At 59.1% G+C, this 15,319-nt stretch carries 13 protein-coding genes; 9 read left to right on the top strand and 4 right to left on the bottom strand.

What is annotated here, in order from left to right; genetic code table 11:
* The first annotated feature begins 14 nt into the window (after positions 1–14).
* The 4 genes from ACZ6ZO_RS05910 to hutI all read left to right on the top strand — a co-directional run bounded on the left by ACZ6ZO_RS05910 (position 15) and on the right by hutI (position 5,350).
* Positions 15–764: an IclR family transcriptional regulator gene (locus tag ACZ6ZO_RS05910; RefSeq protein ID WP_465291259.1), complete on the top strand. Its 750-nt coding sequence runs from the start codon at positions 15–17 to the stop codon at positions 762–764.
* Between the two features lie 168 nt (positions 765–932).
* Positions 933–2,315 (top strand): YjiH family protein, encoded by a 1,383-nt coding sequence (locus tag ACZ6ZO_RS05905; RefSeq protein ID WP_465291257.1) that lies wholly within the window; start codon positions 933–935, stop codon positions 2,313–2,315.
* A 177-nt stretch (positions 2,316–2,492) separates the two neighbouring features.
* Positions 2,493–4,172 carry a urocanate hydratase gene (gene hutU / locus ACZ6ZO_RS05900; protein WP_465291255.1) on the top strand — a complete coding sequence of 560 codons (1,680 nt, stop codon included), beginning with the start codon at positions 2,493–2,495 and terminating at the stop codon, positions 4,170–4,172.
* A gap of 2 nt (positions 4,173–4,174) precedes the next feature.
* Complete coding sequence (hutI, locus tag ACZ6ZO_RS05895; RefSeq protein ID WP_465291253.1) at positions 4,175–5,350, top strand: imidazolonepropionase; 1,176 nt, start codon at positions 4,175–4,177, stop codon at positions 5,348–5,350.
* Positions 5,351–5,425: 75 nt separating this feature from the next.
* Here hutI and ACZ6ZO_RS05890 read toward each other — a convergent pair whose 3' ends face one another.
* The gene (locus tag ACZ6ZO_RS05890; protein WP_465291251.1) at positions 5,426–6,772 is read right to left on the bottom strand and encodes an amino acid permease; all 1,347 of its coding nucleotides are present in this window, start codon (positions 6,770–6,772) and stop codon (positions 5,426–5,428) included.
* Positions 6,773–6,947: 175 nt separating this feature from the next.
* Between ACZ6ZO_RS05890 and hutH the strand changes: the two genes are divergently transcribed.
* The 5 genes from hutH to ACZ6ZO_RS05865 all read left to right on the top strand — a co-directional run bounded on the left by hutH (position 6,948) and on the right by ACZ6ZO_RS05865 (position 11,308).
* Positions 6,948–8,483, top strand: coding sequence for a histidine ammonia-lyase (hutH, locus tag ACZ6ZO_RS05885; RefSeq protein ID WP_465291249.1), 1,536 nt, complete (start codon positions 6,948–6,950; stop codon positions 8,481–8,483).
* A gap of 56 nt (positions 8,484–8,539) precedes the next feature.
* Entirely contained in the window at positions 8,540–9,274 is a 735-nt protein-coding gene (locus ACZ6ZO_RS05880) for a sulfite exporter TauE/SafE family protein (RefSeq protein ID WP_343160271.1), read from the top strand.
* A 4-nt stretch (positions 9,275–9,278) separates the two neighbouring features.
* Positions 9,279–9,668 carry a hypothetical protein gene (locus tag ACZ6ZO_RS05875; protein ID WP_465291247.1) on the top strand — a complete coding sequence of 130 codons (390 nt, stop codon included), beginning with the start codon at positions 9,279–9,281 and terminating at the stop codon, positions 9,666–9,668.
* Between the two features lie 4 nt (positions 9,669–9,672).
* On the top strand, positions 9,673–10,341 hold the full coding sequence (locus tag ACZ6ZO_RS05870; protein WP_465291245.1) for a hypothetical protein: 669 nt from the start codon (positions 9,673–9,675) through the stop codon (positions 10,339–10,341).
* Positions 10,342–10,468: 127 nt separating this feature from the next.
* A complete protein-coding gene (locus ACZ6ZO_RS05865; protein WP_465291243.1) occupies positions 10,469–11,308 on the top strand; it encodes a hypothetical protein in 840 nt (279 codons plus the stop codon).
* 6 nt (positions 11,309–11,314) lie between these two features.
* Here ACZ6ZO_RS05865 and ACZ6ZO_RS05860 read toward each other — a convergent pair whose 3' ends face one another.
* From ACZ6ZO_RS05860 to pflA, 3 genes are all read right to left on the bottom strand, one after another.
* Positions 11,315–12,895, bottom strand: a complete 1,581-nt coding sequence (locus tag ACZ6ZO_RS05860; RefSeq protein WP_182385676.1) for a cation:proton antiporter domain-containing protein — start codon at positions 12,893–12,895, stop codon at positions 11,315–11,317.
* Between the two features lie 166 nt (positions 12,896–13,061).
* Positions 13,062–13,889 (bottom strand): hypothetical protein, encoded by an 828-nt coding sequence (locus tag ACZ6ZO_RS05855; RefSeq protein ID WP_465291241.1) that lies wholly within the window; start codon positions 13,887–13,889, stop codon positions 13,062–13,064.
* 464 nt (positions 13,890–14,353) lie between these two features.
* Entirely contained in the window at positions 14,354–15,259 is a 906-nt protein-coding gene (gene pflA, locus ACZ6ZO_RS05850) for a pyruvate formate-lyase-activating protein (RefSeq protein ID WP_465291239.1), read from the bottom strand.
* Between the last annotated feature and the right edge of the window lie 60 nt (positions 15,260–15,319).

The following is a 15,319-nucleotide window of genomic DNA, read 5'->3' as shown; positions in this document are numbered from 1 at the left end:
CTAAGGAGGCCCGAGTGAGTTCGAAAGTGCCGGCCGCTGCGAATACCTTGAAGATCCTCACGCTGCTGACCAGCATCGATACCCCAATTTCGGCGTCTCGCATTCATACTGAGCTTGGTCTTCCCCGTTCCACGGTGTATCACCTGCTGAATGTGATGGAGGAAGCGGGGTTTGTGGTGCACATCCCAGAGCAACGCACCTACGGTCTAGGACTCGCCGCCTACGCGATGACCAGGGCGTACGTGACGCAGCAGCCGCTCGTGCGGGTGGGGGCGAAGCACGCGCAGCAGCTGGCGGCGAAGGTGGGTGGCAGCGCGCATATTTCTCGCTTAGCGACGACCCAAGTCCACTATCTCCTGGAAGAACGCGCCCCGGGCGCGGTAAGCCTCGTCACCGCTGAAGGGGTGCATCTACCTGCATTGATGACCGCGAGCGGGAAATGTCAGCTCGCTTATTTACCGGAGCAGGATCTGAAAGCGACGGTAACGCTTGCCGGTGCGGGCGGGTCGCAGTGGGCAGCGTTACGAAAAGAGTTTCAGCAAGTCCGGGAGCGTGGCTGGGCCGAGGAAATTGGCGAGGTCTCCCCTGGCCAGCAAACCGTCGCAGCCCCCATCATGGACCATTTGGGCAGGCCAGCGGCCGCTTTGGCATTGACCTTTAGTATGGGGAAATTCGGGGAGCTGGCCCACGAAGAGCTGGCCGAGGAGGTCGCCGCAAAAGCTACCCTGATCTCGCAGTCAGTCTTCGGCAAACGCAGTCTGTAATTGCAGACTGTTAATGTGCTGCGGTGGGCGCCCCCGCTCGCAGCCTCGACAAATACACCGGGTGTCACCTAGAATTCGTACCAATGCGCAGGCTGTCGCGCAGTTGTCCGTAACTGAATGCGTCTTTTCCCATTGTGAAGCGACGATTATTTCCGAAGGTGACGACCCATGCCTGCACACAAAAATCACCCCAAGGTTCAAGAACACCATCCTGGTGCCCCCGCTTTCGAAGCTGCCATTCTTCGATCCGAAGATCGTACGAATCATCGATCGACGTGGCCGTTCTTCGTCTACTCTGCGCTTGGCATCGCCATCTTTTTCCTCCCGCTTTCTTGGCGAGGCAACACGACCATCATCGTGGATCATGTTGTCACTGCTTTTCGCGATGTGGCGGGCCCCGTAGTTCCTTGGATTCTCCTCGCATTTATGTTGTACGGAACAGTGCGCCAGTTCATCACTGGCCGCTGGAAAAATGATGCCCTGACCGGCGTTTTCTCTTTCGCCAACATTGTCGGCGTCATTGTCGCCGGGCTCTATGTGTCCGGATTCTTGTCCGGTCCCCTGGCGGCGAAGGACCTGGTTCCGTTTCTGTTTGAGAAGATCGCCACGCCGGTTGGCCTCATTGTTCCCATTGGATCGATGTTCCTCGCGTTGATTATTTGCTACGGGTTCCTGGAGTTCGTAGGGGTCCTTATGCAGCCGGTGATGCGCCCCATCTGGCGCACCCCAGGACGTTCCGCGATTGACGCGGTTGCTAGCTTTGTGGGCTCGTACTCGCTTGGCATTTTGATCACTGATCGGGTGTACCGCGAAGGCAAATACACTGCCCGGGAGGCAGCGATCATCGCCACGGGCTTTTCGACGGTCTCGGCAGCTTTCATGGTTATCGTCGCCAAAACTCTCGATTTGATGGCCTATTGGGGCCCGTTCTTCGCGGTCTCTCTTGTTGTCACGTTCATTGTCACCGCAATTTCAGTCAGGATCCCTCCCCTATCCTTGCTCCCCAACGACTACTACGAGGGGGCGACCGCTCAGCCAGAAGAGATTGTGCGCAAGGATCGCATGAAGGTGGCCTGGTCCGAAGCGAAAAATACGTTGGATGAGGCGCCACCGCTTCCGCAAGCAGCGTGGCGAAACTTTGTTGATGGCACCAACATGGCGGCTGCGATTACCCCGTCCATCATGTCGATTGGCCTGGGCGGTCTTTTGTTAGCTAAGTTCACCCCAGTTTTCGATTGGCTTGGGTTTCTTTTTTACCCGTTTGCGTGGGTTGCCCGGGTTCCGGAGCCGATGTTGGCTTCTAAGGCTGCGGCCACAGGTATTGCTGAAATGCTTCTTCCGGCCACGCTGGTGTCCGATCAAGAGTCTCTGGTGCTCCGCTTCGTCATTGGCGTGGTGGCAGTGAGCGCCATCATCTTCTTCTCCGCGCTGGTGCCATGCATCTTGGCGACGCAGATTCCGGTGAAGATGTGGCACATGGTGGTCATTTGGTTCGAGCGGGTGGCGCTGACGTTCCTTATTGCCACTCCGATTGCCTACCTTCTCCTCTAACCTCAAGTCTGGCATTTCAGACACCATGGCTAGCTTCGCTCTCCATTTTTGTAATTGTCCCGCCTACACTGGCGACCGTAAGTGATCCACAACACTATCGACTTTTCGAGTGATGACAGCCCCGGCCCCACCGGATCACTCGACAGGGTGATAGCTACAGCTTTCTCAGGAGTCCTCATGTCCGAACCCCGCATTATCCGCGCCCCGCGTGGTACCGAGATTTCCGCAAAATCGTGGCAGACCGAGGCGCCGCTTCGCATGCTGATGAACAACCTGGACCCGGAGGTCGCTGAGCGTCCGGAAGACCTCGTTGTTTATGGTGGCACCGGCAAGGCTGCCCGCAACTGGGAGGCCTTCGACGCGATCGTTGCCTCCCTCAAAGACCTTGAGGATGACGAGACCCTCCTCGTCCAGTCCGGCAAGCCGGTGGGCATTTGGAAGACGAACCCATGGGCACCACGCGTGTTGATCGCCAACTCCAACCTGGTGGGCGACTGGGCCACCTGGCCAGAATTCCGCAAGCTTGAGGCCGAGGGCCTGATGATGTACGGCCAAATGACCGCGGGTTCCTGGATTTACATCGCCACCCAGGGCATTTTGCAGGGCACCTTCGAGACCTTCGCCGCCATCGCCCGCAAGCGCTTCGACGGCACACTCAAGGGCACCATCACCCTGACCGGCGGTTGTGGCGGTATGGGTGGTGCGCAGCCACTGGCAGTCACGCTCAATGGTGGCGTGTGCATCATCGCGGACGTGGATCGGGCGCGCCTGGAGCGTCGTCAAGCAAAGCGCTACCTCGACGAGGTCGCCGACAGCCTTGACGACGCCATTGCCCGCGCCACCACTGCAAAGACCGAGGGTCGCGCCCTGTCGGTCGGCGTCGAAGGCAACGCTGCGGATATCTTCCCAGAGCTGCTGCGTCGCCACCGCGCCGGTGACATTCAGGTCGACATCGTCACCGACCAGACCTCTGCCCACGACCCGCTGTCCTACCTGCCGTCCGAAATCCCATTCGCCGACTGGCAGGCCGAGGCTCGCCAGGATCCGGAGACCTTCACCAAGAAGGCGCGCGAGTCCATGGCCGCGCAGGTGCAAGCGATGGTGGAGTTCCAAGATGAGGGCGCTGAGGTGTTCGACTACGGCAACTCCATCCGCGACGAAGCCCGCCACGCCGGTTACGGTCGTGCCTTCGAGTTCCCTGGCTTCGTCCCCGCTTACATCCGTCCGCTGTTCTGCGAGGGCCTCGGCCCATTCCGCTGGGCTGCACTCTCCGGCGATCCAGAGGACATTCGCGTCACTGACCAGGCCCTGAAGGAGCTCTTCCCTGAGAATGAGCATCTGCACAGGTGGCTGGATGCTGCCGAGGAATACGTGGAGTTCGAAGGCCTGCCAGCGCGTATCTGCTGGCTTGGCTACGGCGAGCGCCACAAGGCCGGCCTGCTGTTCAATGATCTTGTCTGCGAGGGCAAGGTCAAGGCACCGATCGTCATCGGCCGTGACCACCTGGATTCCGGCTCCGTCGCCTCCCCATACCGCGAAACCGAGTCCATGCTGGATGGCTCCGACGCGATCGCGGACTGGCCACTGCTGAACGCACTGACGGCAACATCGTCTGGCGCAACCTGGGTGTCCATCCACCACGGTGGTGGCGTCGGCATCGGCCGTTCTATCCACGCTGGCCAGGTGTCCGTCGCTGATGGCACCGACCTGGCAGCCGAGAAGCTCTCCCGCGTTCTGACCAACGACCCTGGCATGGGCGTGATCCGCCACGTGGATGCTGGCTACAATCGCGCGCAGGAGGTCGCTGAGGAACGTGGCGTCCGTATCCCTATGCCGTTCAACTCCCGAGAGAAGTAGCCTTGAGCACACTTTTTACTGGAATTTCCGAACTTCGCACGGTGTCCGAGCTGGGCACCGTGCCGGACGCGGCCCTCGTGGCCACGGACGGGGTGGTCGAATGGATCGGTTCTGCCAGCCAGGCACCGGCCGCCGATGATCGTGTTGATCTCGGCGGCCGCACCGTGCTTCCTGGCTGGGTCGATTCCCACACCCACATGATTTTCGACGGCGACCGTTCCGCCGAATTCGAAGCGCGCATCGCCGGGAAGTCCTACGAGGCCGGCGGTATCGCTGTGACGATGGACGCGACCCGAAATGCCGGGGCAGATCGCCTCACTGAGCTGCTGGATATGCGCATTGCCGCTGCTCACGCCGGTGGCACCACCACCTTGGAGACCAAAACCGGCTATGGCTTGGACGTCGCCTCTGAGGAGGAAGCAGCGCGCATCGCCGCCTCCCGCATTGAGGACGTAACTTTCCTCGGCGCGCACCTAGTGCCACCAGGAGCGGACGCCGAGGAATACGTCGACCTCGTCTGCGGCCCCATGCTCGACGCCGTCGCCCCTTACTGCACCTGGATCGATGTGTTCTGCGAGCGGGGCGCCTTCAATGAAGAGCAATCCCGCCGCGTGCTCCACGCTGGCCTGGCCAAGGGCCTGACCCCACGTGTGCACGGCAATCAGCTGGGGCTGGGACCAGGTGTGGCGCTCGCCGTGGAGGTTGGCGCTGCCAGCGTGGACCACGTCAACTTTGTTACCGACGAAGACATTGAACTGCTCGCCGGTTCCGACACGGTCGCAACCGCGCTGCCGGCATGTGATCTGTCCACCCGCGCGCCACTGACTCCCCTCCGCAAGCTCATCGACGCCGGTGTCACGGTTGCCATTGCCTCAAACCTGAACCCCGGCACCTCGTACACCTCCGCGATGAACTTCTGCGTTGGCACTGCGGTCCTCCAGCAGGAACTCACCCTCGACGAGGCCATCAAGGCCGCAACCTGGGGAGGCGCCCGCGCGTTACGACGCGAATCCCTAGGATCCGGCCTGGACGCCCAAGGGCGCCCAGCAAAGGGATCCCTCGTGGTGGGAGCCGCGGCGGACCTGCATGTTTTGGATACCCCGCACGCCATTGACCTGGCGTATCGCCCAGGAATGCCATTGACGTACCAGACCTACGTTGCTGGTTCACTGGTGTAGCCAAATCATAGATTTAAGCCCCCATACCTGCTGGTATGGGGGCTTTGATTCGCGAGAGGTATCTTAAAGCCATCCTTATTCCACTCGGTGGCGCACCACCAGGAAGTACAGCGCGCTCATCACCGCGAGGAATCCCACGCCTACCACAAGAGCTACGTGATAGTCCGGGATCCAGGCCATGATCCCGAAGGTTCCCAAAATGAACGCGATGGCAAAGTACTGGCCAAACGGCCAAAACGGAACCCGATACTTCAGCGCAGCGACGTCGGATGGGGTGAGGTTGCGTCGTGAAGCGACGTGCGCCAGGAGGATCATCAGCCAGACATACACGGTGGCGGACGTTGCCAGGGAAGCGACGATTTCGAACACGCGATCTGGCAGCGCGGCGTTGAGGGCGACGCCTACGATCAGCACGAACACCAGGATGACGGTGGTCATGACGGGGATACCGCGAACAATCTTACCCATCACAGGTGGGGCGAGCTGTTGCTTCGCGAGGCCTGTCAGGACGCGACCAGCACCGAACAGATCAGCGTTGATCGCGGACAGTGCAGCCGAGATCACCACGATGTTGAGCAGGGCGGCAGCCCAGGTGACACCGAGGGAGGAGAAGATCTGCACGAATGGCGACTCATCGCCGGTGATCGTGCGCCATGGATTCAGGATCAGGATGATCGTGATGGCAAGAACGTAAAACAGCAGGATACGCATCGGGACGGTGTTGATGGCCTTGGGCACCGAGCGCTCGGGGTGTTCTGCTTCCGTGCCCGCGACTCCGATGATCTCCGTACCGCCGAAGGCAAACAGCACCAGGATGAAGGAGGCCACGAGTCCGCCGATGCCATTGGGCATAAACCCGCCGTCGTTCCACAGGTTGTCTACCCCGTGGTTGTGAGCACCGTTGCCAAGGTTGAAGATCAAAATGGCTGCGCCACCCAGGATCATTGCTATGACTGCGCCCACTTTGATCAGGGTAAAGACGAACTCTAGTTCTCCGAACGCTTTAACGGTGACCAAGTTCGCAGCACCGACAATCAAAAGGGTTACTGCCACCCACACCCACTGCGAGGTATCGGGGAACCACATTTTCATATAGATGCCAATAGCCGAGAGGTCAGCCAGGCACACGATGATCATTTCGAAGGCGAACATCCAACCAGTGATGTATCCAGCCCAATTGCCCAAGTGCTGTCGCGCGTACTCCGCAAACGAACCGGTGATGGGGTTGCGCACCGCCATTTCTCCCAGTGCCCGCAACATGAAGTAGACGACTGCGCCGCCCAGGAGATAAACGATGAGGACCGACGGGCCCGCAGCTTGGATTGCCCCGGCGGAGCCGTAGAACAAACCAGTGCCAATAGCTGACCCGAGGGCGATGAAGTGTAGATGGCGGTGGGACAGGCCACCTGTTCGTTGTTCCATATAACCTTCCCTTCCAGATTTTGTAACCCGGATCATATTCACCACATACCGCGTGCTGGAACACACTACAGACTGCAAAAGTCTGGCATTTCAGACTTCTTCATAATCTTCCCCTACAGATCCAACTGTGTTCCCCGTTACACTCGACTGAAATTAATCAACCAAGGAGGACACCATGACCGTGGCCGTTGGCAAGTACGGGCTGAGCATTACTGACGTCGTCAAGGTGGCGCGCTTCGGCGCCCGCGTCGAACTCACTGAGGAAGCGCTTACTGAGATCACCGCCACCCGCACCCACATTGAAGCCCTAGCCGAGCAAGAGACCCCAGTGTATGGCGTTTCCACTGGCTTCGGTGCGCTCGCACGCCGCCACATCCCACACGAGCTCCGCGCCCAGCTGCAACTGAGCCTCGTCCGCTCGCACGCCGCAGGCTCCGGACCGGAGGTGGAAAAAGAAGTGGTGCGTGCGTTGATGCTGCTGCGCTTGTCGACGCTCGCGACCGGCCGCACTGGTGTCCGAGCCGAAGTCGCGCAGACCTACGCCGACATTCTCAATGCCGACATCACTCCCGTGGTCCACGAGTACGGCTCCCTTGGCTGCTCCGGCGATCTGGCACCGCTCGCCCACTGCGCTCTCGCGGCGATGGGCGAAGGTTTCGTCCGTGATGCCAGCGGAACCAAACTCCCTGCTGGTGACGCCCTCGCTGCAGCGGGTATCACCCCGATCGTCCTGCGTGAGAAGGAGGGGCTGGCGCTGATCAATGGCACGGATGGCATGCTCGGAATGCTGTGTCTGGCTATCACTGATTTGCAGCAACTGGCCAAGCACGCCGATCTTGCTACCGCAATGACTGTCCAGGGACTGCGTGGCACCACCGGGGTTTACGAGCCACACCTACACGAACTGCGCCCACACGCCGGCCAGGCAGTATCGGCAGCCAATATCCTCAAGCTCGCTTCTCGCTCTCCGCTGCTGGACGCCGCTTTCGAAGAGTTCAAAACCACCCAAGTGCAGGATGCTTACTCCATCCGCTGTGCGCCACAGGTGGCAGGTGGTTTCCGCGACACCGTCGCGCACGCCATGAATGTAGCCAACATCGAACTGAACTCGGCGGTAGATAATCCGGTAGTCACCAAGGACGGGGAGGTCCGTTCCAACGGCAATTTCCACGGAGCTCCGGTTGCTTATGTGCTCGACTTCCTCGCTATCGTCGTCGCAGATTTGGCCTCCATCTCTGAGCGTCGTACGGACCGCTTCCTGGATACTGCCCGCAACCGTGGCCTGAACGCTTTCCTAGCCGATGACCCTGGCATTGACTCGGGCCACATGATTGCCCAGTACACCCAGGCAGCCATTGTGTCTGAGCTGAAGCGGCTAGCCAACCCCGCTTCCGCGGATTCCATCCCTTCTTCCGCGATGCAAGAAGACCATGTGTCTATGGGATGGTCTGCTGCCCGCAAGCTGCGGAAAGCCATCGATGGCCTCACCCGCGTTCTCGCCATCGAAATTCTCACTGCAGCGCGCGCCATCGATATGCGGGCCGAGGCACCTTCGGCTCCGGTTCACGCGGTGATCAGTGCACTGCGTGAGCAGGTTCCAGCACCAGATACGGACCGCTTCCTCTCCCCTGAAATTGAAGCGACCATCTCCCTGGTTGCTGACGGAACGTTGCTGACGGCAGCTGAGGGCGAATCCGGCCCACTTGGCTAACGAGCGCTAGGCTAGGTGCGTCCTATTTTTCCTAGTTTTTGCGAGGGGTTCTTAGCGTGGATATCTCCGCGGTGTACATATTCATTGGGGTGCTGGTTTTGGCCGGCACCATTATCCAAGGCACCATCGGATTCGGGCTGGGAACCATCGCAACACCTATCATTGCGCTCATCAAACCGGATCTGCTCCCTGCGGTACTGCTCATTTTGGCTTTCTTCATCGCGGCCTACACTTTGATGAAGAACCGTGCCGAGACCGAATGGCGCCTCGTGGGTATTTCTTCCCTCGCTCGGCTTCCGGGTTCCCTGCTTGGGGCATGGTCACTGACGGTACTTTCCTTGCGTGGCCTGCAGTTATTCATTGGCTGCGCCGTGATCCTGGCGATGTCCCTGTCCTGGCTCGGGTGGACACCCCGCCACAATAATCGAAACACCGTGATCGCAGGTGTTGCTTCCGGTTTCCTTGGCACCACCACGTCCATTGGTGGCCCACCCATGGCGCTGGTGCTCAAGCGGTTCAACCCAGCGAAGGTACGCGGCACCCTCTCAGCTACCTTCGTCATCGGCTGTCTCATATCGCTCACCATTTTGACGCTCAGCCAACACGTAACCATGCATCACGTCGTGGTGGCGGGCGCATATCTCCCGCTGGCGGCGTTGGGGCTGTTTATCGCAGGGAAAATAAATCGGCGAATTGACACGGTTTTACTCAATAAGCTGGTTGTCATCGTCGCGGTGAGCGCTTCGTTGCTACTTATCGGGCAGTCTCTCAGTACTTCCATTAACTTTTAGGAGTATGAAACCGCTCGACACATCCTTCTTCATCTTCGCCCACCTGATCCTCGGGGCTATTCTTCTTGTTGTTCTACTAACCAATGACAACCCTCAGATGGGCATTTACTTTCTCTTACTGATCCCACTGTCTTTTGCGGCCTTCGTCCTCGTCCCGTTTGCAGTGCTACGCTCCATTGCTTTATTCAACACCGGGCAGACGTTCATGCAGATCGGCTATATCCTGCTAGTCGCCATTTCCATGGTTGGAGGCGGCATTCTTGTATCCAATCCTGACGATGCTCTCGCGCCCACCGTTTTTACGGTTCCAGCGTCATTAGTGCTAATAGCAGTTTGCGGATGGATAACAATCCTCGAATCTTTGAGCCAAAAGAAACCGATTGTCGTACCGTGAAGGCATGAAACGTCTGCTCACTACTCTGGCCGTCCTGCCCCTCGTCGCCTGTTCCCAGGGACAAACACCTGATGCCGACATGGTCACCGTCACCACTGTCGTGGAAGCAGCGACCGAATCCGGGACACTAGCACAGCAACCAGCTGAACCGGCACAACCCGAAAACAAGGTCATTCCGGTTGAAGCTTTGGAAACGCTCGAAGTGCCACCTTTGTGCGGGCATGAAGGCGGGCGGTTGGTAAATGGTAAACTGCCCGTCGAAAAGCACAGCCAATATCCTAATGCATTAGCCCAGCTGATCCGCAACAAAGATGGGACACCACAGGGCGCTTATACCGACATCAACGGTGACGGTCGCGATGAAGCCGTGGTCGCTTACAACTGCGATAAGGGTGGCGCATCCTGGCCCACCAACCTGCTCATCTATGACAACGACCTGAACTTCATCACTGCCGTCTCTGACTGGACCGAAGGGGACATGACAGCGCTACGCGCGCACATTCGCGCTCTGAGGTGGGATGACTCGAAGGTGTACGTCGATACCTATGGGTGGATGCCGGGAGATGCCTCGGTCGCACCGTCTCGCCTGCTCACCTACGAGCTCACCCTCAATGGGACCGAGCCTGTGCTGACGCTGGTGTCCAACGAGCCAAACCCTAATAAGGGGATTTGATAGCGATTAGTCAGGAGAAGTAAATCCCTACGCCTACCCTGCGCAAATCCCCTGCTCGTGGTTGAGCCAAGGCGAAGGGGTTAGTTTCCCACCCCAAATCCCTATCACCGCACTACTGTTAACTCTTATGAGATCCCTTTCCATTTTGGGTATTGGTTCGACGCTGTTGTTGGTGTGGCGATTCTTTTCGCTTCCTCCGGTGCCTGACATGTTGGTCTGGAATGCGGCGGTGGGAGCGCTGGCTGTTGGTGTGGGCGCCACCATAACAAACACTGCCCAAACCAGGGATAACCGGTTTGCGGTGCTGCTTTGGGCCTTGCTGTTTGGTGTTATCCATCAGGTGGTCAACCCGATGGTCGTGATTGAAGAGATCACGGCCGGTATTGCGCTAATTCTGCTGGTAGGAGCGTTTCTCCTCGGGCAGCGTTGGTGGGTGCTAGCGCTGGCTGCTGCCATAGCGATTGTTTTTGAGGTGTCGCAGTTTGGTTCTTTTGATCCGTGGCGGTGGCTGCTGGTAGGCGTGTTGGGAATGTTGCTGGTGCGAGTTCCGTGGTGGGTGTTGGGGGCGCTCGGCGCGGTGTGCATTGGCGTGGGGCTGTGGATGGCGTTTGCCGATGTGTTCTTAAATGGCCCTGGAACGCTGTTGATGGCAGGGTTCGGTTTGCTGACGTTGGCGTTGCCGGCATGGGGTCTGCTGGAGAACGTGGGGCGGCATGCGGTGTCGCTGTACGCGTTGGGATTGGCGTTGGCCGCGGGCTTTGGCGAGGGGTCGGTGACGTTTGGGTGGACGATGTACGTCCCGGAGCCCGCCCCTTATAGTGGTGGCCCTACTACGTGGCCGCTGGGCTTTACGCTTCCACAGCTCTGGGTGGGGATCGGCATGCTGGCGGTGTGCGCGGTGTGTGCGTGGCACCGTGGGAAAGGCCCGTTGGAGCGCCTCGCCCACGCAGCTTACCGACACCTATAGCCCGCGTTACTTGGACAGATAGGCGCGCATTGCTTGGTCGGCAAGCTCTTCGCCAGCACCATCGTAGAGATAGACGGCGACGTCCGCCCCCTGTTCGCGTAGGGGTTGGCAGTGCTGGCGTTTTTGGGTGGTGCTGGCTACAACCACTTCGGTGTTGGACCGTCTGATGGCTTCCAGGATGTGGAGCGCATCGTAGTGGGATGGGATTGCCATCACGATGACCCGTGGACGCTTGCTGAGTTTAATGCGTGACCACAGCTCAGAGTCGGTGATATCCCCAGCGATGATGTTGTGCCCGGTCTCCCGGAGCAGTTCGATGCGGTCTTCGTCGAAGTCCAAGCCGTAGACCTTCATGCCATATTCGTTTTCCAAGCGGTGGTAGGCGCCGAGCCCAACGCGCCCCATGCCGAAAATCAGGGCGTCAGCATCATCGATGTGTACGGGCCGTTCGTTCGGGGCAAGGCGTTCTGGTGGCAACTCCGGCAGGTGCCGGAGCGCAGCGTGCAGAATTGGGTCCTCAAATTTAGCCATCGCCGACCCTGCGATGAAGCTGCCAGCTACGGCGATAGCCATGATGGAGGTCCAGGACGGCTCGAGGATCCCGTTCGTCACCGCCACCGACATCACGATCAGACCGAACTCGGAGTAGTTGGCCAACGTCACGCCAGAGAGCACGCTGGTGCGCGAGGACATCCCCATGCGGTGAATGGTCACCATGAAAATCAGGGCCTTCGCCACCAAGGCAACAACCAAGAGCCCTGCGATCAGATAGCCGCCAACCCCCGGCAATCCGCCCAAGCCGATCTTGATGAAGAAGGCGACCAACAGCAGCTCGCGGACGCTGACCAGGGCGTCGAAAAGCCGCTCCGACACCGGGTGCCCAGACAGCACCATGCCTGCTACCAACGACCCCAATGAGCCGGACACGCCAGCCAGCTCAAACAACGAGTACGCGCCGACGGCGATTCCGATGCCCGTCAAGACCAGCATCTCACGGCGGAACATCCGGTCCGGCATATGCGACACCAATGGCCGGAGCAGCAACAATAGCGGCAGCGCAATGGCCCACGGCTCCGGAATCCGGCCGGAGGAAAACACCAGCACGCCCACCGCCATGATGTCCTGCAGCACCAACACGCCGATCGCGATACGCCCAACCGACGACCCGTTACGGTTCTGCTCCCGCAGCTGAGACATCACAAACACCGTCGAGGAAAATGACGTGGCAATGCCAATGTAGATAAGGGCCGTGACATCAAGCCCCATCACTTCCTTTAGCGGCAGGAAACGCGCGGCACCGAAAATTACTGCGAAGATCAGGGTGTTTATGATCGCGTGTACCGTCGCTGACCCAATAACGCGCGGACCAGCCACCTCGCGGGGCTTTAGCTTCAGACCGATTGTGAACAGCAACGTGGTCACGCCCAGCTCGGCCATCACATCAATGAACGGGATCTCGTTCAGCCCAATCGCGCTAATCGCGAAACCGGCACCCAGGAATCCGATCAGTGGAGGCAGGCGAAGAACCGACGCCGTGAGGCCACCAATGATCGAAAAGAGCAACGCTGTCAGGTACAGGGAATCCACAGGTCCACCTTAGTTAAAAAGCGCTGTAAGTTCTCGAATGCACGATAATTTACGCGAGAGTTAGCTATGTCATTCCGGGGTTCCTTCCCACCCCCGCAGAATAATTTTAGGAGGAAGTACTCCGCGATTTACACAGCCCATTTCACATACCCCTACCTCGCGGATGTCATCCCCTAAACACGCTCACCTCGCCGTGCCTCCACTGGGCCCGCCAGTTCGCTTCCGCAGATTCTTGCCCATCGCGGAAGCGAACATATACCTTTCCGTCGTCTCTCAGTTTGGCCCAATACACGGTGTTTCCTAGCGAGCCGCGTAGCAGCTGGTCAACATCCTTCACCTGCTCTGCGGGAGCGAATCCAGGGAACTCAGCGCCCGGAGCGTTATCGCTACACTGCATGAACTCCGCCTCCACGGGAACTCCTTGACGTTGCAGTTCCGCAATTTCAGGCAACTGCGCAACAAACTCTGACCTCGCAGCCTCGCAGGGGCCTGCTTCCCCACCGTTCGCATCAGCGGTTTCGGCCAGACGATAACCAGCACGAACAAACAGCCGGGGTTGATCTAGGCTTACCTTCACTTGTTTTGCTGGTCCAGCAAGTTCACCTGCGAGTCCCGCCATGGCGTCAAGCCGGGCGGTGTCAACGCCGGTGATCTCCGCTTTTGCATCCCCCGTATCGATAGTTGTGGAAGGGCGCACCTGGACGGAACCTGGATTCGACTGGGAGATGGCGTCGATAAGCATGCGGTGCGTGACGACGCCATCCTCCACCGTCCCCGTCCCCCTCGCCGAGAAACTCACCCCACTGTTCACCATGAGTTTTGCCTCAGCGCTAAACGCGGCCGGAAGCGGGCCGACGGCGTCATTGAGGACAGGCAGCAGCTCTTTTTCTTGCGTGCGCGATCCTGGTATTGCCCCAGGGTGCGTCCCTAGGAAGAGCTTCGCACCGAACATCGCCGGGACAAGGCACGCGCCCAGCACCACAATGGCCAACACACAACCTAGTGGACCACTCTTACGCACCATCACGCCCCAAAGTTGCGGAATTTTCCACCATAGTAGTGGAGCGGCTGGGCTTCAGCCCGGGGCATTTCTTGCTGCCTCCCCGCAATCCGCCCCACGTTAGACACTCTGCTACAACAAAACCCCAGGTCACGCCAAGAGGAACGTTCCTAACATGGGGCAAATCTTGGCACCTCACACAATCCACCCCACGTTAGACACTCTGCTACAACAAAACCCCAGGCCACGCCAAGAGGAACGTTCCTAACATGGGGCAAATCTTGGCACCTCACACAATCCACCCCACGTTAGACACTCTGCTACAACAAAACCCCAGGTCACACCAAGAGGAACGTTCCTAACATGGGGCAAATCTTGCTATTGGCGCACTAAACGCTTAGTCAGCCCCCGGTCGAAACACATCTGGCTGAAACATCCACCAGCAACGGGCCCCAGCCCTAAAGCGTTTTCAACCCATGAGAGCGGAAGATCTCGCGAACTCGTTCGGTGTCCTCTTTGCTCGGTGGTTGCACGTCTTTGAGCTGGTATTCCATCCCCAGAGACTCCCATTTATCGCGCGCCATTTGGTGGAAGGGCAGTACTTCAACTCGTGATAGTGAGCTCCAGCCTTTCATGATTTCTGCGGCGGCTTCGATGTTGCGGGGGTCGTCGGTAAGGCCTGGCACGAGGACGAAGCGACCCCAAATCTCCACCCCGGCTTTGGATAGGCGTTTGCCAAAGTCGATGGTCGGCTGCAGTTTCCGGCCGGTGGTTCGTTCGTAGTAATCGGGTAGGCCGGACTTGACATCGAGGAGAACGAGGTCGGTGTTTGATAGCATCTCGTCGCTGAGGTTTCGGCCGAGGAATCCGGAGGTGTCGATGGCCGTGTGGATCCCCATTTCCTTGGCACCGCGGAGCAGCTTGGCCAGGAAAGCTGGCTGCATCAGTGGCTCTCCTCCGGAGAACGTCACACCGCCCTTGGAGACGTGGAAGATGGCCTGGTAGCGCTTGATGCGTTCGAGAACGGCATCCGCTGTGGCTGGGGTGCCGTCGTGTGCGTGCATCGTGTCCGGGTTGTGACAGTACAGGCAGCGCAATGGGCAGCCTGCGAAGAACACCGTCATCCGGGTTCCTGGCCCGTCCATGGCTGTGACCAATTCCCATGAGTGCAGGGACCCGAGGTCACCACTGCGCACTGCCATGATGTGTTCGTGGTGGGTCATCTCAGGTGCGCGCGCGATTCCGTCTAAGCCTTTTCCGGCGGCGCGGGGGACCTCATTTTCCAGGGGTTGCGGCGCATACTCGCCGGTAGAGCCCTCCCCTACCCTGAAGTATGTGCGAGCATCAAGCTGCTGATTTGCCATCGTTCTTCCTTAAAACGAGCCGGGCGCGGGAGTGTCTCCCTTGCGCCCGGCTCGTTTACC

This window comes from Corynebacterium sp. NPDC104732 (genome assembly GCF_055583565.1).
This window is presented reverse-complemented; position numbering and strand designations above follow the sequence as displayed.

What these genes read in the sequence shown, in the direction of transcription:
- hutH (WP_465291249.1), top strand. Translation starts at nt 6,948, where the DNA reads ATGACCGTGGCCGTTGGCAAGTACGGGCTGAGCATTACTGACGTCGTC.
- ACZ6ZO_RS05875 (WP_465291247.1), top strand. Translation starts at nt 9,279, where the DNA reads ATGAAACCGCTCGACACATCCTTCTTCATCTTCGCCCACCTGATCCTC.
- pflA (WP_465291239.1), bottom strand. Translation starts at nt 15,259, where the DNA reads ATGGCAAATCAGCAGCTTGATGCTCGCACATACTTCAGGGTAGGGGAG.
- ACZ6ZO_RS05890 (WP_465291251.1), bottom strand. Translation starts at nt 6,772, where the DNA reads ATGGAACAACGAACAGGTGGCCTGTCCCACCGCCATCTACACTTCATC.
- hutU (WP_465291255.1), top strand. Translation starts at nt 2,493, where the DNA reads ATGTCCGAACCCCGCATTATCCGCGCCCCGCGTGGTACCGAGATTTCC.
- ACZ6ZO_RS05870 (WP_465291245.1), top strand. Translation starts at nt 9,673, where the DNA reads ATGAAACGTCTGCTCACTACTCTGGCCGTCCTGCCCCTCGTCGCCTGT.
- ACZ6ZO_RS05905 (WP_465291257.1), top strand. Translation starts at nt 933, where the DNA reads ATGCCTGCACACAAAAATCACCCCAAGGTTCAAGAACACCATCCTGGT.
- ACZ6ZO_RS05865 (WP_465291243.1), top strand. Translation starts at nt 10,469, where the DNA reads ATGAGATCCCTTTCCATTTTGGGTATTGGTTCGACGCTGTTGTTGGTG.